20 protein-coding genes are annotated in these 22624 nt (G+C 72.6%); 2 read left to right on the forward strand and 18 right to left on the reverse strand.

What is annotated here, in order from left to right; translation table 11 throughout:
* Nucleotide 1 precedes the first annotated feature (1 nt).
* The 18 genes from ACXDC7_RS13805 to ACXDC7_RS13890 all read right to left on the reverse strand — a co-directional run bounded on the left by ACXDC7_RS13805 (nucleotide 2) and on the right by ACXDC7_RS13890 (nucleotide 20340).
* Complete coding sequence (locus ACXDC7_RS13805; protein WP_179445891.1) at nucleotides 2-1192, reverse strand: phosphoglycerate kinase; 1191 nt, start codon at nucleotides 1190-1192, stop codon at nucleotides 2-4.
* 32 nt (nucleotides 1193-1224) lie between these two features.
* Nucleotides 1225-2232 (reverse strand): type I glyceraldehyde-3-phosphate dehydrogenase, encoded by a 1008-nt coding sequence (gene gap, locus ACXDC7_RS13810; RefSeq protein ID WP_459222459.1) that lies wholly within the window; start codon nucleotides 2230-2232, stop codon nucleotides 1225-1227.
* A gap of 174 nt (nucleotides 2233-2406) precedes the next feature.
* A complete protein-coding gene (gene whiA, locus ACXDC7_RS13815; protein ID WP_179445889.1) occupies nucleotides 2407-3390 on the reverse strand; it encodes a DNA-binding protein WhiA in 984 nt (327 codons plus the stop codon).
* Nucleotides 3391-3453: 63 nt separating this feature from the next.
* The gene (locus ACXDC7_RS13820) at nucleotides 3454-4434 is read right to left on the reverse strand and encodes a gluconeogenesis factor YvcK family protein (protein WP_179445888.1); all 981 of its coding nucleotides are present in this window, start codon (nucleotides 4432-4434) and stop codon (nucleotides 3454-3456) included.
* Complete coding sequence (gene rapZ, locus ACXDC7_RS13825; protein WP_459222460.1) at nucleotides 4431-5324, reverse strand: RNase adapter RapZ; 894 nt, start codon at nucleotides 5322-5324, stop codon at nucleotides 4431-4433. The genes ACXDC7_RS13820 and rapZ overlap by 4 nt, the downstream gene beginning before the upstream one ends.
* A 20-nt stretch (nucleotides 5325-5344) precedes the next feature.
* Nucleotides 5345-6088, reverse strand: a complete 744-nt coding sequence (locus tag ACXDC7_RS13830) for a hypothetical protein (protein ID WP_459222461.1) — start codon at nucleotides 6086-6088, stop codon at nucleotides 5345-5347.
* On the reverse strand, nucleotides 6085-8058 hold the full coding sequence (gene uvrC / locus ACXDC7_RS13835; RefSeq protein ID WP_459222462.1) for an excinuclease ABC subunit UvrC: 1974 nt from the start codon (nucleotides 8056-8058) through the stop codon (nucleotides 6085-6087). The genes ACXDC7_RS13830 and uvrC overlap by 4 nt, the downstream gene beginning before the upstream one ends.
* 425 nt (nucleotides 8059-8483) lie before the next feature.
* Nucleotides 8484-9008: a flavin reductase family protein gene (locus ACXDC7_RS13840; protein ID WP_179445883.1), complete on the reverse strand. Its 525-nt coding sequence runs from the start codon at nucleotides 9006-9008 to the stop codon at nucleotides 8484-8486.
* Nucleotides 9005-9526, reverse strand: coding sequence for an NADPH-dependent FMN reductase (locus tag ACXDC7_RS13845; protein WP_459222463.1), 522 nt, complete (start codon nucleotides 9524-9526; stop codon nucleotides 9005-9007). The genes ACXDC7_RS13840 and ACXDC7_RS13845 overlap by 4 nt, the downstream gene beginning before the upstream one ends.
* A complete protein-coding gene (locus tag ACXDC7_RS13850) occupies nucleotides 9523-10629 on the reverse strand; it encodes an LLM class flavin-dependent oxidoreductase (RefSeq protein ID WP_459222464.1) in 1107 nt (368 codons plus the stop codon). Before ACXDC7_RS13850 ends, ACXDC7_RS13845 begins: the two co-directional genes overlap by 4 nt.
* Nucleotides 10626-11471, reverse strand: a complete 846-nt coding sequence (locus ACXDC7_RS13855; RefSeq protein ID WP_459222465.1) for a DUF1684 domain-containing protein — start codon at nucleotides 11469-11471, stop codon at nucleotides 10626-10628. The genes ACXDC7_RS13850 and ACXDC7_RS13855 overlap by 4 nt, the downstream gene beginning before the upstream one ends.
* A gap of 102 nt (nucleotides 11472-11573) precedes the next feature.
* Nucleotides 11574-12818, reverse strand: coding sequence for an LLM class flavin-dependent oxidoreductase (locus ACXDC7_RS13860; protein WP_459222466.1), 1245 nt, complete (start codon nucleotides 12816-12818; stop codon nucleotides 11574-11576).
* Entirely contained in the window at nucleotides 12815-14437 is a 1623-nt protein-coding gene (locus ACXDC7_RS13865) for a dipeptide ABC transporter ATP-binding protein (protein ID WP_459222467.1), read from the reverse strand. The genes ACXDC7_RS13860 and ACXDC7_RS13865 overlap by 4 nt, the downstream gene beginning before the upstream one ends.
* Nucleotides 14434-15306: an ABC transporter permease subunit gene (locus tag ACXDC7_RS13870; RefSeq protein ID WP_179445877.1), complete on the reverse strand. Its 873-nt coding sequence runs from the start codon at nucleotides 15304-15306 to the stop codon at nucleotides 14434-14436. The genes ACXDC7_RS13865 and ACXDC7_RS13870 overlap by 4 nt, the downstream gene beginning before the upstream one ends.
* Nucleotides 15303-16256 (reverse strand): ABC transporter permease, encoded by a 954-nt coding sequence (locus tag ACXDC7_RS13875; RefSeq protein ID WP_459222468.1) that lies wholly within the window; start codon nucleotides 16254-16256, stop codon nucleotides 15303-15305. Before ACXDC7_RS13875 ends, ACXDC7_RS13870 begins: the two co-directional genes overlap by 4 nt.
* A gap of 2 nt (nucleotides 16257-16258) precedes the next feature.
* Nucleotides 16259-17854 carry an ABC transporter substrate-binding protein gene (locus ACXDC7_RS13880; protein ID WP_459222469.1) on the reverse strand — a complete coding sequence of 532 codons (1596 nt, stop codon included), beginning with the start codon at nucleotides 17852-17854 and terminating at the stop codon, nucleotides 16259-16261.
* On the reverse strand, nucleotides 17851-19233 hold the full coding sequence (locus ACXDC7_RS13885) for an NtaA/DmoA family FMN-dependent monooxygenase (protein WP_459222470.1): 1383 nt from the start codon (nucleotides 19231-19233) through the stop codon (nucleotides 17851-17853). Before ACXDC7_RS13885 ends, ACXDC7_RS13880 begins: the two co-directional genes overlap by 4 nt.
* Before the next feature lie 42 nt (nucleotides 19234-19275).
* Entirely contained in the window at nucleotides 19276-20340 is a 1065-nt protein-coding gene (locus ACXDC7_RS13890; RefSeq protein WP_459222471.1) for an LLM class flavin-dependent oxidoreductase, read from the reverse strand.
* Between the two features lie 161 nt (nucleotides 20341-20501).
* Here ACXDC7_RS13890 and ACXDC7_RS13895 point away from each other — a divergent pair, with 161 nt between their 5' ends.
* Together ACXDC7_RS13895 and ACXDC7_RS13900 are read left to right on the forward strand one after the other, a co-directional pair.
* A complete protein-coding gene (locus ACXDC7_RS13895) occupies nucleotides 20502-20990 on the forward strand; it encodes a Rieske (2Fe-2S) protein (RefSeq protein WP_459222472.1) in 489 nt (162 codons plus the stop codon).
* A 127-nt stretch (nucleotides 20991-21117) separates the two neighbouring features.
* A complete protein-coding gene (locus ACXDC7_RS13900) occupies nucleotides 21118-22623 on the forward strand; it encodes a CoA-acylating methylmalonate-semialdehyde dehydrogenase (protein ID WP_179445872.1) in 1506 nt (501 codons plus the stop codon).
* Nucleotide 22624 lies beyond the last annotated feature (1 nt).

Below are 22624 nucleotides of genomic sequence, written 5' to 3' on the forward strand. Positions count from 1 at the left end.
ATCAGTCCTCCAGTACCTGCAGGCCGGGCAGTTCCTTGCCCTCGAGGTATTCCAGGCTGGCGCCGCCGCCGGTCGAGATGTGGCCGAAGTCGTCGTCGGCGAAGCCCAGGTCGCGCACCGCGGCCGCAGAGTCGCCACCGCCCACCACGGACAGCCCATCGACCTTCGTCATGGCCTCGGCAACGGCACGCGTACCGCCGGCGAACGCCGCAAACTCGGCGACGCCCATCGGGCCGTTCCAGAAGGCCGTGCGTGCGCCGGCGATCTTCTCGGCGAAGGCCGCGGCGGACTCGGGGCCGATGTCCATCCCGAGCTGATCGGCCGGGATCGCGTCGGCGGCGACCACCGTGGGCGGCGCGTCGGCGGCGAACTCGGGTGCCACCACGATGTCGGTCGGCAGGACGATCTCGGTGCCCTCGCGTCCGGCGCGCTCGAGGTAGCTCCGGCAGGTCTCGACCTGATCGGCCTCGAGCAGCGACTTGCCCACCTCGAAGCCCCGCGCCGCGAGGAAGGTGAAGACCATCCCGCCGCCGATCAGCAGGGAATCGGCCTTGGCGAGCAGGTTGTCGATCACCGCCAGCTTGTCCGAGACCTTCGCGCCGCCGAGCACGACCACGAACGGCCGCTGCGGATCCTCGGTGATCGCGCGCAGCACCTCGGTCTCGGCCTTGACCAGCTCGCCCGCGGCGTGCGGAAGCAGCTTCGCCAGGTCGTAGACCGAGGCCTGCTTGCGGTGCACCACCCCGAACCCGTCGGAGACGAAGGCGTCGCCCAGCTCGGCATAGGCCCGGGCCAGCTCCGCACGCTCAGCCTCGTCCTTGGAGTCCTCGCGCGGGTCGAAGCGGACGTTCTCCAGCAGCGCCACCTCGCCGTCGGCCAGCCCGTCGACCACCTCACGCGCCTGCGGACCCGTGGTGTCGGCCGCGAAGGCGACCGGCCGCCCGAGGAGCTCGGCGAGCCGCTCGGCGACCGGCGCCAGCGAGAACTCGGGGTTCGGCTTGCCCTTGGGCCGGCCGAGGTGGGCGAGGATGATCACCTTCGCCCCGGCATCGGCCAGCCTGGTCAGGGTCGGGACCGAGGCCCGGATCCGCCCGTCGTCGGTGATCTTGTCGCCGTCCAGCGGGACGTTCAGATCGCAGCGGATGATCACCCGCTTGCCGCGCAGGTCACCAAGATCATCGATGGACTTCATCGGTCCGCGGTCCCCTCTCCCTCGTGATTCGCTCAGAGCTTCTCGCCGACCAGCTTGGTCAGGTCGACCAAGCGGTTGGAGTAGCCCCACTCGTTGTCGTACCAACCGACCACCTTGACGTTGTTGCCAATCACCTTGGTCAGGCCGGAGTCGAAGATGCACGACGCCGGGTCGGTGACGATGTCGGAGGAGACCAGCGGATCCTCGCTGTAGTTCAGGTAGGGCGCCAGCGGCCCGTCCTCGGCGGCGGACTTCATGATCTCGTTGACCTCCTCGACGGAGGTCTCGCGGGCGGCCTCGAAGGTCAGGTCGGTGGCCGAGCCGGTGATCACCGGGACGCGCAGCGCGTACCCGTCCAGCTTGCCCTTCAGCTCGGGCAGCACCAGGCCGATGGCCTTGGCCGCGCCGGTGGAGGTCGGCACGATGTTCTGCGCGGCGGCGCGGGCCCGGCGCGGGTCCTTGTGCGGGCCGTCCTGCAGGTTCTGGTCCTGGGTGTAGGCGTGCACCGTGGTCATCAGGCCCTTGTTGATGCCCAGCGCATCGTTCAGCGCCTTGGCCAGCGGGGCCAGGCAGTTGGTGGTGCAGGAGGCGTTGGAGATGATGTGCTGCGTGGCCGGGTCGTAGTCGCCGTCGTTGACGCCCATCACGATGGTGATGTCCTCGTTCTTCGCCGGAGCGGAGATGATCACCTTCTTCGCGCCGCCGTCGATGTGGGCCTTGGCCTTGGTGGCGTCGGTGAAGATGCCGGTCGACTCGATCACGATGTCGGCGCCGAGTTCACCCCACGGGATGTTCGCCGGATCCTTCTCGGCGAAGACCTTGATCAGCTTGCCGTCGACGGTGATGCCCTCGTCGTTGGCGGTGATCTCGCCCGGGAAACGGCCGAGCACGGTGTCGAACTTCAGCAACTGGGCGATCGAGGCGTTGTCGGTCAGGTCATTGGCGGCGACGACCTCGACGTCGGCGCCCGAGGCCACCAGGGCCCGGAAGAAGTTGCGGCCGATCCGGCCGAAGCCGTTGATGCCAACCTTGATGGTCATGCGCGATGCTCCTTAGCGGCGTGGTCTGTCGTGACACGGAACGCGCACACAATAACCAAGGCCCCCGAGCGCGCATCCGGGCGGACCAAACCGCCCACTGGCACGCTCGGCGTACCAGCACCGGAGTTGGTCTGGGCGCGGGCCCGCGCGGTTCGGCACAACCCGGGGCCCGGCTCAGGAGTCCTCGAGCATCTCCGGGGTCAGGTTGGCGTCCGTGCCGGGGATCCCGCGCTCGCCCGCCAGCTTGTCGGCGGTGGCCAGCAGCCGCCGGATCCGCCCGGCCACGGCGTCCTTGGTCAGGGGCGGGTCGTGCAACTGGCCGAGCTCCTCCAGCGAGGCCTGCTTGTGCTCCAGCCGCAGCGTGCCTGCGGCGCGCAGGTGATCGGGGACCTCGTCGCCGAGGATCTCCAGCGCCCGCTCGACCCGCGCGCCGGCGGCAACGGCCGCCCGCGCGGAGCGGCGCAGATTGGCGTCGTCGAAGTTCGCCAGCCGGTTCGCCGACGCGCGCACCTCGCGGCGCATCCGCCGCTCCTCCCAGGCCAGCAGCGACTGGTGGGCGCCCATCCGGGCGAGCATCGCGGCGATGCCGTCGCCGTCGCGGACCACGACCCGGTCGATCGCGCGTACCTCACGGGCCTTGGCGGGTACGCCGAGCCGCCGCGCCGCCCCGACCAGCGCGAGCGCCGCCTCCGGCCCGGGGCAGGTCAGCTCCAGCGACATCGAGCGCCCCGGCTCGGTCAACGACCCGTGCGCCAGGAAAGCGCCGCGCCACGCGGCGACGCAGTCGTCCAACGAACCGCTGACCACCTGCGCGGGCAGGCCTCGCGCGGGCCGGCCCTTGGAGTCGACGAGGCCGGTCTGGCGGGCCAGCGCATTCCCGTCGCGGATCACCCGGACCACATAGCGGTTGCCGCGGCGCAGCCCGGAGCCGTTCACCACGACCAGGTCCGTCTGGTGCCCGAACAGGTCGGCGATCGTGCGACTCAACCGTCGGGCGGCGGCGCCGGTGTCCAGCTCCGCCTCGATCACGATCCGGCCGCCCGCCAGGTGCAGGCCGCCGGCAAAGCGCAACATCGCCGTCAGCTCGGCGCGGCGCGTCGTCGGTCGGGTGATCTCGACGGTGGCAAGCTCCGCCTTCACCTGCTGAGTCATCGCCATGGCGGCCATCCAATCACAAGCGTGGGGGGTCGGTGGGGGCCTTCGAAGCGCATCAGTCCGGGATCAGGCCCCCATGATCTCGGCGTACATCGACGCCAGCCGCAACGGGTCGTGCCGGGCGGTGCCGTCGCGGACCGCCAGGTCCCCGACCACCAGCTCGGCGCCGAGCGAGGCGGCATAGGCCGGCAGATGCCGATCGTCTCGCGCGAACCGGGTATCGGCCAGCACCACGTCCAGCCGGAGCTGGGGGGCGTGCTCGGCGAGCAGCTCCAGGTGCTGGGCGGCGGTGTAGCCACGGGTCTCCCCCGCCGGCATCAGGTTCAGCGTGAGCAGCCGCCGGGCCCCGGTCGTGGTGATCGCCCGGGCCAGCTCGGGCACCATCAGGTGCGGCATCACGGAGGTGAACCAGGAGCCGGGGCCGAGGATCACCCAGTCGGAGCTCTCGATCGCGCGGACGGCCTCGTCCGCGGCCGGCGGCTCCGCCGGCTCCAGCCGGATCGTGCGCACCTCGGCATTGGTCCGGGCGACCTTGTCCTGGCCGCGGATCTCCGACAGCTCGTCGGGGTGCATCGGGTCCACGCCGATCACCTCGGCCACGATGTCCAGCGGCACCCGCGACATCGGCAGTACCCGTCCCCGCGCGCCGAGCAGCGTGGCGACCATGTCCAGGCCGGCCACCGGGTCGCCGAGCCGCTGCCACAGCCCGGCGATCAGCAGGTTGCCGATCGCGTGACCCGACAGCGCCCCGTCGCCGTCGAAGCGCGACTGCAAGACATCGGCCCACAGCCGGCCGGACGCGTCGTCGCCGCACAACGCCGCCAGCGCCATCCGCAGATCGCCCGGCGGCAGGCAGTCCAGCTCGGCGCGCAGCCGGCCCGACGATCCGCCGTCGTCGGCGACGGTGACCACCGCGGTCAACCGGTCGGTGACCCGGCGCAGCGCGGTCAGCGACGCGAACAGCCCGTGCCCGCCGCCCAGCGCGGCGACGCGCGGCAACTCGCCGGCATCGAGCGGGGACCTGGCATCGAGCGGGGAGCCGGTCATTCGCGCCCCAGATCGCGGTGCATGACCGCCGTCGGCAGGCCCGCGGCGTTCAGCCGGTCGGCGAGCTCGGTGGCGATCGCGGTGCTGCGGTGCTTGCCGCCGGTACAGCCGATCGCGATGGTGGCGTACCGCTTGCCCTCCACGGCATAGCCGCGGGCGACGTTGCCGACCAGGGCCTCGACCTGCTCCACGAACTGCTCGGCGCCGGCCTGGGCGAACACGTAGTCGCGCACCGGCGCCTCCAACCCGGTGTGGGGTTGCAACTCCGGCACCCAGTGCGGGTTGGGCAGGAAACGGACGTCGAAGACCATGTCGGCATCCAGCGGTACGCCGTTCTTGAACCCGAACGACATCACGCACAGCCGCACCCGCTCCGCGCCGCCGCCGAAGACGTGGGCGACCTGGACGCCGAGCTGGTGCAGCGTGGTGGTCGAGGTGTCGATCACCAGATCCGCGCCGGCGCGCAGGCCGGCCAGCATCGCCCGCTCCTGCCGGATGCCGTCGAGCAGCGGCCCGTCGCCCTGCAACGGGTGCGGCCGCCGGACCGAGGACTGGCGGCGGACGATCACATCGTCCTCGGCGTCGACGAACAGCAGCTCGGGCGGCGTACCGGCGGCCGCGAGTTCGGTGAACACGGTCGGCAACTGGTCGAACTGGCTGCGGCTGCGGACATCCAGCACCACGGCAACCCGGTCGATCCCGTCGGCGGCGGCCTTGGCGCACAACTCGACGAGCATCGACGGCGGGAGATTGTCCACGACGTACCAGCCCAGGTCCTCCAGCACGTGGGCGCTGGTCCGCCGGCCCGCGCCGGACATGCCGGTGATCACCACCAGCCGGATCGCCTCGGCAGACGCCGGGGCCTGCTCTACTGCCGCCGCCTCTGTCACGGGGCCCATTATGGGCCCGGTCACGAACGCGATGCGTACCGATAGCTACGCGGCGCCGGACCGTCGACCTCGACGATGCGGATCGCGAAGGGCTCGGCGTAGCGGGTCCCCGCGTCGGTCACGCCCAGCTCGTCGGCGACGGTGCGCAGCTCGCCGGCCCGTTCGGCGAGGGCGGGCCTCAGCGCGCGCCCGACGTACTGGTCGAGCACCAGCGCGTCGTCGGCGCGCGCCTGCGGCCCGGCGTAGACGGTGACCGGGATGCTCGGCGGCTCCCCGCGCGGGTCGGTCATGTCCTGCACCATGGTGGCGGTGAAGTCGTCGGGAAATTCCACCGCCAGGACCGCGTCGCCGCTCTCGACCCGGCCACGCACGACCTGGGGGTCGTAGCGCAGCTCGACGGGGCGGAAGTCGCTGACGGCGGTGGCGGTGTCGAGCGAATCGACCAGCAGGTCGCCGAAACTCAGCCACTCGGTCTTCGCGCTCTCCAGCGCCGGCACCTCGACGGGCTCGTCCCGGTAGCCGAAGGCCACCTCGAAATCGGGCCGGTCGACGGCGGCGGGCGCGGCCGGCGGCGGGGGCGCCGCCTGCTCCGGCGGCGGGACCTGCGCTTCCGGTCGCAGGGCCCAGCCGGCGGCCGCGCCGCCGATCAGCGCGGCCGCGGTCACCGCGGCGGCCGGCGCGAGCCACCAGCGCCGGATCGCTGGGCTGAGCAGGATCCGGCGACGCAGCGTGTGCCGCCCGGTCCGGCGGTCGGGGGCGGTCACGACTGCTCGATCACCTCTCCGGTGGTCATGTTGATCGCCTCGCCGCGGGTGGTGTCGCGATCCAGCGCGGACTTCACCTGCTCGGCGGTACGCCGACCGAAGCCGGGCAGGGCGGCGATCTCCTCGGTGGAGGCGGCTCGCAGCTTGCGCAGCGACCCGAAATGCTTCAGCAGGGTACGCCGGCGCACCTCCCCCAAGCCGGGCACGTCGTCGAGCAGCGACTCGACCATCGTCTTGCTGCGCCGGCCGCGGTGGTGGGTGATCGCGAAGCGGTGCGCCTCGTCGCGCAGGCGCTGCAGCAGGTACAGGCCCTCGCTGGTGCGCGGCAGGATCACCGGATGCTCCTCGCCGGGCAGCCACACCTCTTCCAGCCGCTTGGCCAGCCCGACCAGCGCGACGTCGTTGATGCCCAGCCGGGCCATCGCGTCCGCCGCGGCCGCCACCTGCGGCGGGCCGCCGTCGACGACGACGAGCTGGGGCCGGTAGGCGAACTTCTTGGGCGCGCCGGTCGTTGGGTCGACCAGGCCTCCGGTCTCGCCGGCCTCCTGCTGCAGCGTCGCCTGCTCGTCGATCAGTCGCCGGAACCGGCGGGTGATCACCTCGTCGATCGACGCGACGTCGTTCTGCCCGTCGACGCCGCGGATCACGAAGCGCCGGTACTCGCTCTTGCGCGGCAGGCCGTCCTCGAAGACCACCATCGAGGCGACGACCTCGGTGCCCTGCAGATTCGACACGTCGTAGCACTCGATCCGTAGCGGCACCTCGGGCAGCCCGAGCGCGGTCTGGATCTCCTCCAGCGCCCGGCTGCGGGTCGACAGGTCCGAGGCCCGCTTGGTCTTGTGCCGGACCAGCGCCTCCGAGGCGTTGCGCGCGACCGTCTCCAGCAGGCGCGCCTTGTCGCCGCGCTGCGGCACCCGGACCTGCACGGCCGAGCCGCGCAGCTCGCCGAGCAACTCGGCCATCGACCCGGGGCTGGTCGGCAGGTGCGGCACCAGCACCTCGCGCGGCACGGCCCGGCCGCGCTCCTCCGGCGCGACATCGGCATAGAGCTGCAACAAGAACTGCTCGATCAGCTCGGGTACGCCGGCATCGTCGGTGCGGTCGGCCACCCAGCCGCGCTCGCCGCGGATCCGGCCGCCGCGGACGTGGAAGATCTGCACGGCGACCTCGAGCGGATCCTCGGCCAGCGCGATGATGTCGGCATCGGTGCCGTCGCCGAGCACGACCGCATTGGCCTCCATCGCCCGCTGCAGCGCCCCGATGTCGTCGCGCAGCCGGGCGGCACGCTCGAACTCCAGGCCCGCTGCCGCGGTCTTCATCTCGGCCTCGAGCCGGCGGATCATCGCCGTGCCCTGACCGGCCATGAAGGCGCAGAAGTCGTCGACGATCTCGCGGTACTCCTCCGCGCTGACCCGGTCGACGCACGGCGCGGAGCACTTGTCGATGTAACCGAGCAGGCAGGGCCGGCCGGTGGCCCGGGCGTTGCGGAAGGTGCCGTTGGTGCAGGTCCGCACCGGGAAGACCCGCTGCAGCAGGTCGACGGTCTCCCGGATCGCCCAGGCATGGCTGTAGGGACCGAAGTAGCGGGTGCCCTTGCGCTTGGCGCCGCGGCCGACGAAGACGCGCGGATATTCCTCCGACATGGTGACGGCCAGCCACGGATAGGACTTGTCGTCGCGGTACTTCACGTTGAACCGCGGGTCGAACTCCTTGATCCAGGAGTATTCGAGCTGCAGCGCCTCGACCTCGGTGGTGACGACGGTCCAGTCGACCCGGGCGGCGGTGGTGACCATCGTCCGGGTCCGCTGGTGCAGCCCGGCGAGATCGGCGAAGTAGGAGTTCAGCCGCGAGCGCAGATTCTTGGCCTTGCCGACATAGATCACCCGGCCCTCGGCGTCGCTGAACCGGTAGACACCGGGCTGCTCGGGGATCGACCCCGGTGCGGGTCGGTAGGTCGCCGGATCTGCCACCCGGCCAGCCTAGTTCGGCGTACCGACCCCCCTCGCGGCGTTACCGACCACTCGCCCCAGTTCTGGCGACGATCCACCCGAACCCGCCACCCATACCGACCACTCGCCAGAGTTGTGGCGAGGGCCGGGCCGATCACAGCGGTACGCGCCGCGGCAGCCCTCGCCTCGCGCCCATACCGACCACTCGCCCCAGTTCTGGCGACGATCCGCACCAACCCGCCACCCATACCGACCACTCGCCCCAGTTGTGGCGAGGACCGGGCCGAGCACAGCTGTACGCGGCGCGGCAGCCCGCGCCTCGCGCCCATACCGACCACTCGCCCGGGTTCTGGCGCCGATCCGCACCAACCCGCCACCCATACCGACCACTCGCCCGGGTTCTGGCCGCGGCGAGCCCGCGTCGCGCCGAAACCTCCGCAGAACCCTCAGCCTCCGGCGGGGCGCAGCGCGGGCAGCAGCCGGTGGTAGTCCCGGTCGCGATAGACCAGCGGCGGGCCGCCGCCGATCCGGGCGGTCAGCGCCTCCAGCAGCACCAGCCGGCTGGACGCCGCCGGGATCTGGCCCGCGATCCGGGCCCGGATCCAGCCGGCGGAGTCGTTGATCACCGGCTCGCCCGTCGGCAGCCGCCGCCAGCCGCGGCCGGCGAACCGGTCGATCCCGCTGGTCGCGAACCGGGTCGCGAGCTCGGCCTGGTGGTGGCCGAGGAAGTTCACGACGACGTGCTCGGCACGCTCGATCGCGGGCCACGACGACGAGCCCGAGTCGATCGAGAACGCCAGCAGCGCCGGCTCCGCCGCCACCGAGATCACCGAGGTCGCCGTGAACCCGACCAGCCGCTCCGGGTCGGCCAGCGTGATCACGCAGACCCCCGCCGGGTGCTGGCGAAAGACCGCCTTGAACTCGTCGACGGACAGACCCTCACGGGTCTCGGGGTCGGGCACGCCGCTCATCGGACCACCTCCCGGTTCCTCGCGGCACCTGCCAGGCGATCCAGCCGGACCGTCCAGGCGTCGAGCGGGCCGGCCGGGTCGTCGACCTCGGACTCGGCGACCGTGACGGCCGGCAGCACGGTGGCGCCGAGCTCGCCGAGCAGGGCCGTCAGCGCCCCGGCGGTGCTGACCAGATGGGCCGGGGCCGCGGCGACGACCACCGGCACCGCCACCGCGTCGCGCAGGTCGCCCGCGGCCAGGTGATCCAGCAGGCTCTTCAACAGGCCGGTGTAGCTGCCCTTGTACGACGGCGTCGCGACCACCAGCCGGCGTGCCGAGCGGAGCCGGTCGAGCGCGGCGACGAGCTCGGGTGACCGCTCGGCGGCGAACACCGATGCCGCCAGGTCGGCGGCCTCGATCGGCTCCGCTTCGCCGCCGGACCAGCGGTCGGCGACGGTGCGGGCCAGCCCGGCGGTACGCGACCCCGGCCGCGGGTTGCCGGACAGGACGACGGTCGTTGCTTCGGACGGCTCACTCATGGGCGGCCTGCTTCCACAGTCGGGGCGAGGATCGGATGATCATTCGCCGGCGGTTCGGCGTCGGGCGGGGACGTGACCGGCTCCCACAACCGGTCGGGAAAGGCCTCGCGCGCCTGCGGCAACACATCGGCGAGGAACGCGTCGATGCCACGCTGCAACACCGGGTCGGGCTCGTCGGCGGTGCCGATGTGCTGCACCTCGTGGCCCAGCAGCCCGTGCAGTTGGCCGAGCTGGTCGAGCACCTCCTCGGGGCTGCCGACGAGGTAGGAGCCGTTGGCGATCGCGTCGTCCAGGTCGGCGAACGGCACGGTCTGGCGAAACGTGGACGCCCGCGCGAGCCGCGCCGCGAACACCGGCGCGAACTCCGCGCGCGCCTGCTGGGAGGTCGGCGCCACGTGCACCGCCGCGGCGCCGGCGCCGACCAGCGCCCGCTCGGGCGGGTGGCCGTACGCCGCGAGCCGCTCGCGGTAGTGATCGACCAGCTCGGCGTACTGCTCGCGCCGCCCGGTGACGTTGGCCGAGTACAGCGGGTCGCCGTGGCGGGCGGCGAGCTCGGTGGAGTTCTTGCTGGTGGCCGAGCCGTGCCAGATCCGCGGCGGGCTCTGCAGCCAGTCCGGCCGCGGCACGAAGTCGACCAGCGGCGGCCGGAACCGCCCGGACCAGGTGACGCTCGGCTCGTGGATCAGCCGGCGCAGCAGGTCGTACTTCTCGGCGTTGCGCTCCCACTGGTCGTCCAGCGAGTAGCCGAACACCCGCGCCTGCACCTCGGTGTTGCCCTTGCCGATGATCATCTCGACGCGCCCGCCGGACAGGTTGTCCAGCGTGGCGTAGTCCTCGGCAACGCGTACCGGGTCCAGCACCGACAACACGGTGACGGCGGTGAACAACCGGATCCGGCTGGTCCTGACGGCGATCGCGGCGAGCAGCACCGGCGGCGCGGACACCTCGGTGTCCGGCGTGTGGTGCTCGCCGACGCCGAACCCGTCCAGGCCCGCCTGTTCGGCCCGGTCGGCCGCGGCGACGATCTGATCGAGCCGCTCCTTGGAGCCGACGCGGTCCGGGCCCGGCGCGTTGAAGCCGAGGGAGATCGCGAGGAACCTCACCGCGCCCCCTCGAACGGCTCGGGCGCCAGCTCGCCGGCCTCGACCAACAGGTCGAGATGATTCTCGGCGGGCGGCTTCGGGCAGGTGCCGTAGGGGGTGAACGCCGCCGGGAAGTTGGTCGCGCGGTTGAAGTCGATCACCGCGGATCCGTCCTCGCCGATCTCGACCGGGACCACGCGCCACTCCGCGTGCGCTCCCCCGGCGCCGAGGTCGTCGAAGATCGCGGTCACCCCATGATCGCCGAACACGGCGAGGGAGTGGGTACGCCCGTCGTGCGCAAACTCCACGACGCCGATCTCCTCGCGCTGGTGCACCAGGCCGGGCTGCGCGCCGTCGACGGTGACCCGCCTCGGCTCGGGGTGCGCGGTGAACGTGGCGTCCTTGATCCAGGCCGGGTCGAACTCGTGTGCCCGCAGCCCACCGAATGCGCGCCGGGCGGGCGCCTCCGGGTCCAGCACGCGCAGGCCGAGGCGGCCGGTACGCCGGATCAGCTCGAGGCGCCGCCCGTCGGCCAGCGTCAGCCAGTGCAGCGACTTCGCCTCGCCGATCCCGGCGCGGGCCTCGCCGACGATCGGCGCGCCGGATCCGTCGGGCTCGACGGGCGCGAGCTGCTCGCCCGCTCCGACGGTGACCCGGGCGGTGTCGTCGACCACGTCCCAGGTGCCGGGCAGCGCCGGCAGCACCTGCGGCGATTCGTCGAGCCAGTGCAGCGCGACCTGGCTGAGCACGCCGAACGGGGCGCGGAAGACCTGCTCCCGTTCGACGCGTTCGGCCACCGCGCGCCGTTCGGCGTCGACGGCGACCCGGTCGCTGTGCACCGCGTCGATGGTGGATCCACTCATCGCTGTCTCCTTGTTCTCGGTCGGTCTCGGACGATCCCCGGATCGGTGTCGATCATGCTGTGCTGTTGATCATGCTGCGCTGTTGATCATGGAGCGTGTTGATCATGGCTGTCCCGCCGCCGCGAGGACAGGCGTACCGTGCCGCGCCCAGTGCTCGGAGAGCAGCTCGTAGGAGCGCACCCGGGCCTCGTGATCATGGGTGATCGTGGTGATCACCAGGTCGTCGGCGCCCGTCGCCTCGGCGAGCAGCCGCAACCCCGCGGTGACCTGTTCCGGCGTACCCACGAAGCGGGACGCGATCCGGTCGGCGACCAGCGCGTCGTCCTCGGCGGTCCACGGCAACTCGGCGGCCCGTTCCGGCGACGGGTAGGCGATGGCGCCGTCACCGCAGCGGATGCTGCGCACCCAGTGCCCGAAGCCGCGGGCCAGCTCGGCGGCGCGCTCCGGCGTCTCGGCGACGACCACGTCGGCGGACACGGCGACCCGCGGCGCCGCGTTGCGCGGGGAGGGCCGGAACGCGGCGCGGTACGCCTCGACGGCCTCCAGCACGTTGCCGGGCGTGACGTGATAGTTGGCGCCGAAGGCGAGGCCCAGCGCGCCGGCCAGTTGCGCGCTCTCGCCGCCGCTGCTGCCCATCACCCAGATCTCCTGGTCCGGCCCGGCGTGCGGGGTGGCGGCGAGCAGTCCGCCCTCGCGGTCGGCGTAACGATCCTCGAGCAGCGCGAGGAGGTCCTCGAGCTGTTCGCCGTAGGGCTGGGCCTCGCGGCCGCCGCGCAGCAGGTCACCCTGGGCGGCCACCCGCGGCCGGGAGCCGAGCCGGGCGAACAGCCCGGGCGGGCCGGGCGGCAGCGGCAGCCCGTTCGGCGCGCGGTCCGGGCGCTTCGGTGCGGCGGACTCGTCCGCGCCACCCTTGTCGAGGCCTCCCTTGTCGGCGCCGTTCTTGTCCGCACCGTTCTGCTCGGCGGGACCGCGGCTTGCCGAGCGCCCGAGGCCGAGGTCGATCCGGCCGGGAGCGGCGGCGTCCAGCAACCCGAACTGCTCGACCAGCGCGAGCGCGGACTGATTGCCGGCCAGCACCGCCCCCGATCCGAGCCGGATCCGGGAGGTGTGCGCGGCGAGCAGCGCCAGCACGACGGCCGGGGACGAGCCGGCGACACCGGGGTTGAGGTGATGCTCGGCGACCCAGTAGCGGGCATAGCCCGCCTGCTCGGTACGCCGCGCCAGGTCGATCGTCTCCGCCACCGCCCGCCGCGCATCGCCACCCTCGGTGATCGGCACGAGGTCGAGCACCGACAGCGGCACGACGGGCGCGCCGGGCGACGCCGCGACCGGCTCGTTGTTGCTCATGCGGGGCTCCTCTCGGGTTCCCGGGCGCCGGGTACGGCGGCCAGCAGGGTGCGGGTGTAGTCGTGGCGCGGCCGGGCCAGCACCTCGTCGGTGGGTCCGACCTCGACGATCCGCCCGGCAGACAGCACGGCGGTGCGGTGCGCGATCTGGCGGACGACGGCGAGGTCGTGGGAGATGAACAGATAGCCCTGCCCGAACTCCGCCTGCAGATCGACCAGCAGCCGCAGGATCCTGGCCTGCACGGACACGTCGAGCGCGGAGACCGGCTCGTCGCAGACGATCAGGTCCGGCTGCGGCGCGAGCGCGCGGGCGATCGACACCCGCTGCCGCTGCCCGCCGGACAGCTCGCGCGGCAGACGCCCGGCATAGCTGGTCGGCAGGCCGACGCGGTCCAGCAACTCGGCGACGCGGGTCGCGCGGGCGGCGCGGTCGCCGATCCCGAACGCGGCGAGCGGCTCGGAGATGATCTCCGTCAGCGTCCAGCGCGGGTTGAGCGAGGCGTACGGATTCTGCTGCACGACCTGGATCCGGCGGCGCAGCAGCCGCAGCGCCTCGCCGCGCAGCCCGGACAGCGGAGTCTGGTCGAAGCTGGCCTCGCCGGCGTCCGGTCGGACGAGCCCGAGCGCGACCCGGGCCGTGGTGGTCTTGCCCGAGCCGGACTCCCCCACCAGGCCGACCGTCTCGCCGCGCTCGACGGTGAGGTCGACGCCGGACACGGCTGCCACGGTGCGGTCCGCCCCGGCCGCGCGCGGCAGCCGGAAGGAGACATCCACGCCGCGCAGCTCCAGCAGCGGCCGGGACGGCTCGGGCCGGGCGCCGACCAGCGGCGGGGTGTCCAGCCGCGGGGCGGCACCGAGCAGCTCGCGGGTGTAGCCCTCCCGCGGCCGATCGATCAGATCGGACACGGAGCCGGCCTCGACCACGGTGCCGCCGCGCATCACGACCAGCCGGTCGGCCCGCTCGGCGGCGACGCCCAGGTCGTGGGTGATCAACAACACGCCCGCCCCCGATGCGCTGCTCAGCTCGGCCAGCCGGTCGAGAATGGTGCGCTGCACCGTGACGTCGAGCGCCGAGGTCGGTTCGTCGGCGACGATCAGCGCCGGGTCGGCGACGGTCGCCAGGGCGATCAGCGCGCGCTGGCGCATCCCGCCGGAGAGCTGGTGCGGGAACTGCCGCGCGCGCTGCGCCGGCCGGTCCAGCCCGGCCCGCTCCAGCGCCTCGATCGCCCGCAGCCGGGCGGTACGCCGGTCGGCGAGCCGGTGGATGCGCAGCACCTCCGCGACCTGATCGCCGATCCGCTGCACGGGGTTGAGCGCGCTCATCGGATCCTGCGGGACAAAGCCGATCCGGCGCCCGCGTACCGCGCGCAGGACCCGCGGCCGCGCGCCGATCAGCTCGACGTCGCCGAGCCGCGCGCTGCCGGAGACCTCGGCGTTGTCGGGCAGTACGCCGAGCAGGGCGTGCGCGGTGCTCGACTTGCCGGAGCCGGACTCGCCGACCACGGCGACGCACTCGCCGCGGCGCACGTCGAGGCCGACCCCGCGCACCGCCGGGGCGAGCGCATCCGCCAGCCGGTAGCCGATCCGGAGATCCTTGATCGAAAGCAGCGCGTCGGTCATCGGCGATTCCCCTCCAGGGCGCGGGCGAGCCGGTTCGCCGACAGCACGGTGGCGACCACGACCAGGCCCGGCAGCGTGCTCAGCCACCAGGCGCTGCCCAGGAAGCTGCGCCCGCCGGCGACCAGCGAGCCCCACTCCGGGGTCGGCGGCTGGGCGCCGAAGCCGAGGAAGCTGAGCGAGGAGACGGCGAGCATCGCGGTGCCGAAGTCGAGCACGGCGAGGACCAGCACCGGCCCGATCGCGTGCGGCAGCACGTGCCGCCGCAGGATCGTCAGGCGGCGCGCGCCGGAGGTGGCGGCGGCCTCGACGAAGGGACTCAGCCGCACCCGCATCACCTGGGCGCGCATCACCCGCGCCGAGGCGGCGATGCTGCCCGCGCCGACGGCGATCGCCACGTTCAGGGTGCCGAAGCCGAGCGCGGTGATGAAGGCCAGCGACAACAGCAGCGCCGGGAACGCCATCAGCACGTCCACGAAGCGCATCGCGAGCTGGTCGAGCCAGCCGCCGACGGTGCCGGCCAGCAGCCCGAGCAGCCCGCCCGCCACCAGGCCGAAGCCGACCGCGACCAGGGTCGCCTGCACCGACAGGCCGGTGCCGTGCACGACGCGGGTGAGCAGATCGCGGCCGATCTGGTCGGTGCCGAACGGGTGCGCGGGGCTCGGGCCGAGCAGGGAGTCGGCCCCGTTGGCCGCGTACGGGTCGCCGGGCGCGATCAGCCCCGGCGCGAGCGCGGCGAGCAGCACGACGGCGAGCCAGGCGATCGCGAGGACGACGGTCGGGCGTACCCGCAGCCTGCGCCGGACGCGCGCGGCGCGGACCCGGGCGGCTGCCGGGGCGGCCGCGGTGAGGCGTTGATCGAGGATGGTCACGAGCGGCCTCCCGGCACCGGGGCGAGGCTCAACCGCGGGTCGAGCAGCGGCTGGACCAGGTCGACGAGCAGCGTCACGACGACCACCGTGGCCGCGCCGAGCACGACGATCCCGAGCGTGAGCGGGATGTCCTGGGTGGCGACGGCCATCGCGGTGAGCTGGCCCAGCCCGGTCCGCGAGAAGACCGTCTCGGTGACCACCGCGCCGCCCAGGAACTGGCCGGCGAGTACGCCCGCGACGGCGAGCGCGGGCAGCGCCGCGTTGCGCCCGATGTGCCACAGCACCCGCGCCGGTCCGGCGCCCTTGGTGAGCGCCGTCTCGGCGTAGGGCTGCGCCGCCTCGGCGTCCAGGCTGCGGGTGTAGACCTGCGCGACGGTCGCGGAGCCGAGCGTCGCCAGGGTGATCGCGGGCAGCACCAGGCTGGCGGCGCCGTCGTTGCCGAACGCCGGGAACCAGCCGAGCCCGAACGAGAACACCTGCAGCAGCATCAGCGCCAGCCAGAAGCTCGGCACCGAGACCCCGAGCGGCGGCAGGGCGAGCAGCAGTTGGCGTACCGGACCGACGCGGAAGCGGGTCGCGGCGAGCGCCAGCGCCCCGCCGCCGAGCAGGCTCAGCCCGGTGGCGAGCAGCGCGATCTGTGCGGTCGGCCAGATCGCCTGCCCGATCGAGGCGGCCACCGAGCCGGTCCGCGGCGAGCTGCCGAGGTCGCCGCGGGCGAGCGCGCCCAGATGGTTCAGGTACTGCACGGGCACCGGCTGGTCCCAGCCGTAGCGCGCCCGCAGCTCGGCGATCTGTTCGGGAGTGGCGGTGGATGCGCTCGGGTCTCCGCCGGCCGCGACCAGGGCGGCCGGGTCACCCGGCAGGGCGTACAAGACCAGGAACGCGACCGTGTACGCGGCCCACAGCACGCCGAGTGCCTGGACGATCCGCAGCGCGAGATGACGAACCATGATCACTCCACCCGGGCGGCGTGCAACTGCAGCCGGGAGTAGGAGTCGAACCGGACGTCGCGGGCCTGTTTCGACAGCCCCAGCACGGTGGTCAACTCGAACACCGGCGCGGTGTAGGCCTGCTCGATGATGATCCGCTGGGCGTTCTCGGCATGCCGCAGCCGGGCCGCCCGGTCGGTGGTCCGCTGCAGCGCGGTGAACTCCTTGATCAACTCCTTGTCCTCGATGCCGTAGGGCGCCACTCCGTCCTGCCAGTAGATGTTGCGCAGGATGTCGGGATCGGGGCGGGTCGAGTTGCCCCAGGCCAGGTCGAAGTCACCTGTGCTGAGGGTTTCGTTGAGCTTGCCGATCTGGGTCTGCCGCAGCTCCAGTTCGATGCCCACGGCGCGCAGTTGTTGTTGCTGCAGCTCCAGCGCCGCCTGGTTCGGGTTGAAGTTGGTGCCCCAGTAGGCAACCAGGTGCAGCCGTTCGCCGTCCTTCACGCGGATGCCGTCCGGACCGGTACGCCAGCCCGCCTCGTCCAGCAGGGCCGCCGCGGCGGCCGGGTCGGGCCGCAACTGCTCGGACAGGTCCACCCAGCCGGGGGTGTTCGCAGCGATCGGGCTGCTCGCGGCGCGGAAGCTCGGGCTGAGCACCGCCGAGGTGATCGCACCGGCGTCGATCGCCCTGGCGAAGGCCCGGCGGACCCGCACGTCGGAGGTGATCGGGCGCTTCACGTTGAACCGCAGGCCGAAGACCACGCCCGGATTGGGCCGCGACTGCAGCGTGAAACCGGCGGCGGACAGGGCCTGCTCGTCCTGCGCCGCGACGCCGCCGATCGCGTCGACCTGGCCGGAGCGCAGCGAGCCGGACCGGACCCCGGACTCGGCGATGATCGGGAAGATCAGCCGGTCGCTGGCCGCCGCGCCCTTGCGGGCCCACAGCGAGGAGCCCCAGTCATAGTCGGCGCGGCGGGTCTCCACCACCTCGCTGTTCGCCGCGTACGACTCCAGCACGAAGGGGCCGCTGCCGACCAGATTGCCCGCGCACCGGTCGGCCGGGTCGGTGTCCAGCGAGGACTTCGCGAGCAGGCCGAGGAAGTGGCTGGCCGAGGCCTGCAGGAACTGCGCATTCGGCTCGCGGAACCGGACCCGCGCCGTCAGCTCGTCGACCACGTCGGTGCCGGCGTACCCGCTGAGGAACTGCAGCGACGTGCCCTGGCTGGCGCCGTTGCGGATCACCTCGTCGAAGTTGTCCTTGACCGACCGGGCGTCGACCGGCGTGCCGTCGGAATAGGTCACCCCCGGCCGGAGCTTGAACGTGAACTCCTTGGCGTCGTCGGACTGGGTGAACGATTCGGCCAGCCAGGGAACGATCTCGCCCGTCTCGGGATCCTGGTCGGTCAGCGAGTCGACCAACTGTCGCGACGGGTACGCCGCGTCGTTGTTGCCCGCCACCCGCGGGTTCAGGCAGCCGGGGTCCGAAGCGAGCGCGAACCGGAACTCCGAGGGCGTGTCCCCGGCGGGATTGCCGCCCGCGCCCCCGCAGGCGGTGAGCGCGAGCGCCAGTCCTGCCCCGAGGGCCGCCAGCCCGAGGCGGGCGTACCTGCGGGCGGTCACGATGCCACCCGGTGCGAGGCGGGATCGGCGACCGGCTGGGCGCCGGCGGGGCGCAGCCCCAGGTTCTCCCGCAGCGTCTCCCCCGGATACTCGGTGCGATAGACGCCGAGGTCCTGCAGCTCCGGCACCACCGAGTCGACGAACTCGTCCAGCCCGGCGGGGATCAGGTGCGGCACCAGGATGTAGCCGTCGGCCTCGCCGTTGTCGACGGCATCGGCGAGGGCCCGCGCGACCGTCTTCGGCGTACCGACGAAGGTCCGGCTGGCCTGCACCTCGATGATCAACTCGCGGATGCTGAGGTTCTTCTCGGCGGCGATCGCGCGGTAGCGGTCGGCGAGGTCGGGCGCGTCGTTGCGCCGGGACTGGCCCTTGACGATCGCCTTCTCGGAGCGGTCCGGCTCGATGTCGGGCAGCGGACCGTCCGGGTCGTAGCAGGACAGGTCGCGGTTCCAGACGTGTTCGAGCAGGGCGATCGCGGTCTGCGGGGTGATCTGGCCGCGCCGGATCTCCCGATCGTTCTCGCGCGCCTCCTCCTCGGTGTCGCCGAGGGCGAAGCTGACGCCGGGGAAGATCAACAACTCGTCCGGGCCGCGACCGAAGGAGGCCGCGCGGCGCTTGAAGTCGGCGAACGACTCGCGACGCTTCTCCGGCGTCTCCCACCAGCGCGCGAAGATCGCGTCCGCCGTCCGGGCGCCGAAGTCGCGGCCGTCGGCGGAGTCGCCGGCCTGCAGGATGACCGGGTGGCCCTGGGCCGGGCGGGGCGTGCCGAAGGTGCCGGCGATGTCGAACTGTTCGGAGGTACGCGAGAAGTCGCGCACGGCGCCCTCGCGCAGCAGCGCCTTGCCGAACGGGTCGATCGGGTCGTCGTCCCAACTGTCCCAGAGCTGGCGGGCGGCGGCGACCAGGTCGGCGGCGCGGACGTAGCGATCGGCGGCGTCGAGATAGCCGCCGCGGCGGAAGTTCTCGCCGGTGAAGGCGTCGGAGGAGGTCACCACGTTCCAGCCGGCCCGGCCGTCGCTGAGCAGGTCGAGGCTGGCGAACTCCTTGGCGAGTTGGTCGGGCTCGTTGAAGGTGGCGTTGATGGTGCCGATCAGCCCCAGCCGCTCGGTCACCGCGGCGAGCGCGGCCAGCACCGGGATGGTGTCCGGCCGGCCGACGACGTCCAGGTCGTGGATCAGGCCCTTGCGCTCGCGCAGCCGCAGGCCCTCGGCGAGGAAGAAGAAGTCGAACAGGCCGCGCTCGGCGGTCTGGGCGAGGTGCCGGAACGAGGCGAAGTCGATGTTGCTGCCGGCATCGGGGTGCGACCACACGGTGTGGTGGTTGACCCCCGGGAAGTGCGCCGCGAGGCGTACCTCGCGGCGCGTCGTCGGCTCGGTCATGATCGTCTCCTGTCGGTCGGGGCGGGTCGTGGCCGGGCGGCGTCAGGCCGCGTAACGGTTGGCGGCGGCGGGCAGACCGAACCGGTTGCGCAACCGGTCCGGCGCGGTACGGTGCAGGACGCCGCGCTCGATCAGGTCGGGCACGACCACGCCGGTGATCACCGGCACGTCGAGCGCGGTCACGGCGGGCCGGAGCAGGACGCCATCGAAGTCGCCGGCCAGTTCGCCGATCCGCGTCGCGAGGTCCGCGGCGGACCCGACGAAGCGCGGTCGGTCGGCGGGGGCGGCCTCGTCGGCGGACGCCGCGGCCAGCTCCGCTGCCCGGGCGCGAGCCCGCGAGCCCCGCACGTCGACCGTCACCTCGAGTTCTGCCAGCCGCGGCGCGCCGGCCGGGCCGGTATCGCCGGTCACCACATCGGCCAGCTCGGCGGCGGGATCGGGTACGCCGGAGCGCACCAGCACCGGCGGGTTGCCCTGCGGTGGCCGGGGCGTGATCAGCGGACCCCTGACGGTGAAGAACTCGCCCGTGAAGTCGACGTAGTGCAGCTTGTCGCGATCGACGAACCGGCCGGTCGGGCGGTCCCGGATCACCGCATCGTCCTCCCAGGAGTCCCACAGGGCACGGACGACCTCGACCACCTCGCGGGCCTCGCGCCCCGCCTCGGCGGCGGTCGGCGCTGGCCGGTGGCCGACGCGCGCGGCCCCGGCGGCACTCGTGTCGACCTGGACCGACCAGCCGGCGCGGCCGCGCGAGATGTGGTCCAACGTGGCCAGCGCCTTCGCCACGTGGAACGGCTCCCGATGGCTCACCGCCGTCTCCGCGACGAGCCCGATCGCGGTGGTGACCGGTGCGATCCGCGCGGCGAGGACGATCGGGTCGAGGCGCCCACGCGACGCGTCGGTCCGGTTCTCGTCGCCGAAGAGCACGAAGTCGATCCCTGCCGCCTCGGCCCGCTGCACGAGATCGAGCGCGAAGTCCGCCCGCCAGACCCGGCGCGGGTCGCCGGGCGTCGCCCGCCAGGCCTCGGGGTGCGTGCCGAATCCGTCCAGCGTCAGGCCCAGCAGCGGGCCACGGGCCGGGCTGCCGGTCGCGTTCAGGTCATTCATCGGTGCCGCCTCAGGTTCATGTGGTCTATCTCAACTGATTTTATTTACTTTGACACCGGTGTCCGACATGAGAGACGGCGTCTCGCTCGCGCGTCCACGGCCCCGAAGGCGGCCACCTAACATGTGCCGCACCCGACCTCGCCGAATGGAAAGGCGTTCAGATGACGGAGCCCACGACCCGAGCCGCAGGCGCATCCCTCCCGTCGGACGAACCACCGACGACCGACCGTCGCAGGGTGCTGGCGCTCGGCGGGCCGATCGCCGCGGGCGGAGCACTGGCCGCGACCGCCTGCGCGCCGGCCGAGCAGGAGCCCGAACAGCGACAGCCGGCGACCCCGGGGTCGCCGCCGGTCGACAGCGGAGCGAGCGGCGCCGGCATCCGGGCCGAGGACGTCCCGGTCGCCGGGGGCGTCGTCCTGCCCGGGGTCGCGGTCGTCACCCAGCCCGAGGCCGGCCAGTTCAAGGCCTTCTCCCCCGTCTGCACCCATCAGGGCTGCGAGGTCGGCGAGGTCAGCGCCGAGGGAATCGTCTGCCCGTGCCACTTCTCGGTCTTCTCGATCACCGACGGCGCCGTCGTCGAGGGTCCGGCTGAGCAGCCGCTGGCCGAGCTGCCGACCTCGGAGGCGGACGGCATGATCAACATCGGCTGATCGGCCCGACGGGTCGGGCCACGTACCCGCCCCCACCGCAGGTACGTGGACTTCCTAGTAATACGATGGCCGCACTTCCACGCTTCCCGACCAGGGCGCACCCCGACAGGCAAGGACGGCATCGGACATGGACGTTCGAGAACTCACCCACTTCGTCGACGGCGCGCCCGTCCCGGGCAGCTCGGGGCGCTTCGCCGACGTCTTCGATCCCAATACCGGCGCCGTCCAAGCCCGCGTACCGCTCGCCGACTCCGCCGAGGTCGAGGCCGCGATCGCCAGCGCCGAACAGGCCCAGCCGGCATGGGCGGCGACCAACCCGCAGAAGCGGGCACGCGTGCTGATGCGTTTCCTGCAGCTCGTCAACGACCAGATGGATGATCTTGCCGCGATGCTCTCGGCCGAGCACGGCAAGACCATTCCCGACGCCAAGGGCGACATCCAGCGCGGGCTGGAGGTGATCGAGTTCGCGATCGGCATCCCGCACCTGTTGAAGGGCGAGTACACCGAGTCGGCCGGCACCGGCATCGATGTCTACTCGATGCGCCAGCCGCTCGGCGTCGTGGCCGGGATCACCCCGTTCAACTTCCCCGCGATGATCCCGCTGTGGAAGGCCGGGCCCGCGATCGCCTGCGGCAATGCCTTCGTGCTCAAGCCGTCCGAGCGCGACCCCTCGGTGCCGCTGCGACTCGCGGAGCTGTTCATCGAGGCCGGCCTGCCCAAGGGCGTGTTCAACGTGATCAACGGCGACAAGGGCGCCGTCGACACCCTGCTCACCGACCCGCGCATCGCCGCCGTCGGGTTCGTCGGATCGACGCCGATCGCGCAGTACATCTACGAGACCGCGACCGCCCACGGCAAGCGGGCGCAGTGCTTCGGCGGCGCCAAGAACCACGCGATCGTGATGCCCGACGCCGACATGGACGCCGTCGCGGATGCGCTGATCGGCGCCGGGTACGGTTCGGCCGGCGAGCGCTGCATGGCGATCTCCGTCGCCGTGCCGGTCGGCGAGGAGGCCGCGGAGGCCCTGGTGCCGCGACTGAAGGAGCGGATCGCGAACCTGCGGATCGGTCGCAGCGACGACGAGAAGGCCGACTTCGGGCCGCTGGTCACGGCGCAGGCCAAGCAGCGCGTCGAGGACTACATCGCCTCCGGCGTCGAGGAGGGCGCCGAGCTGGCGGTCGACGGCCGCGGCTTCTCCCTGGACGGGCACGAGGACGGCTTCTTCACCGGGCCCACCCTGTTCGACAAGGTCACCCCCGAGATGAAGATCTATCGCGAGGAGATCTTCGGACCGGTACTGAGCGTGGTCCGCGCCGCCGACTACGAGGAGGCGGTACGCCTGCCCACCGAACACGAGTACGGCAACGGTGTCGCGATCTTCACCCGCGACGGCGACACCGCGCGCGACTTCACCAACCGGGTCAATGTGGGCATGGTCGGCGTGAACGTGCCGATCCCGGTGCCGATCGCCTACCACACCTTCGGCGGCTGGAAGCGGTCCGGCTTCGGCGACCTGAACCAGCACGGCCCGGACTCGGTGCGCTTCTACACCAAGACCAAGACCGTCACCCAGCGCTGGCCGTCCGGCATGAAGGAGAACGCGGACCACTTCGTCATCCCGACGATGGACTGAT

Source organism: Naumannella huperziae (assembly GCF_054073625.1).

Coding starts and splice junctions, on each gene's coding strand:
- ACXDC7_RS13865 (WP_459222467.1), bottom strand. CDS start 14,437: ATGACCGACGCGCTGCTTTCGATCAAGGATCTCCGGATCGGCTACCGG.
- gap (WP_459222459.1), bottom strand. CDS start 2,232: ATGACCATCAAGGTTGGCATCAACGGCTTCGGCCGGATCGGCCGCAAC.
- ACXDC7_RS13855 (WP_459222465.1), bottom strand. CDS start 11,471: ATGAGTGGATCCACCATCGACGCGGTGCACAGCGACCGGGTCGCCGTC.
- ACXDC7_RS13895 (WP_459222472.1), top strand. CDS start 20,502: ATGACGGAGCCCACGACCCGAGCCGCAGGCGCATCCCTCCCGTCGGAC.
- ACXDC7_RS13840 (WP_179445883.1), bottom strand. CDS start 9,008: ATGAGCGGCGTGCCCGACCCCGAGACCCGTGAGGGTCTGTCCGTCGAC.
- ACXDC7_RS13890 (WP_459222471.1), bottom strand. CDS start 20,340: ATGAATGACCTGAACGCGACCGGCAGCCCGGCCCGTGGCCCGCTGCTG.
- ACXDC7_RS13845 (WP_459222463.1), bottom strand. CDS start 9,526: ATGAGTGAGCCGTCCGAAGCAACGACCGTCGTCCTGTCCGGCAACCCG.
- ACXDC7_RS13875 (WP_459222468.1), bottom strand. CDS start 16,256: ATGGTTCGTCATCTCGCGCTGCGGATCGTCCAGGCACTCGGCGTGCTG.
- ACXDC7_RS13900 (WP_179445872.1), top strand. CDS start 21,118: ATGGACGTTCGAGAACTCACCCACTTCGTCGACGGCGCGCCCGTCCCG.
- ACXDC7_RS13820 (WP_179445888.1), bottom strand. CDS start 4,434: ATGACCGGCTCCCCGCTCGATGCCAGGTCCCCGCTCGATGCCGGCGAG.
- whiA (WP_179445889.1), bottom strand. CDS start 3,390: ATGGCGATGACTCAGCAGGTGAAGGCGGAGCTTGCCACCGTCGAGATC.
- ACXDC7_RS13860 (WP_459222466.1), bottom strand. CDS start 12,818: ATGAGCAACAACGAGCCGGTCGCGGCGTCGCCCGGCGCGCCCGTCGTG.
- ACXDC7_RS13805 (WP_179445891.1), bottom strand. CDS start 1,192: ATGAAGTCCATCGATGATCTTGGTGACCTGCGCGGCAAGCGGGTGATC.
- ACXDC7_RS13885 (WP_459222470.1), bottom strand. CDS start 19,233: ATGACCGAGCCGACGACGCGCCGCGAGGTACGCCTCGCGGCGCACTTC.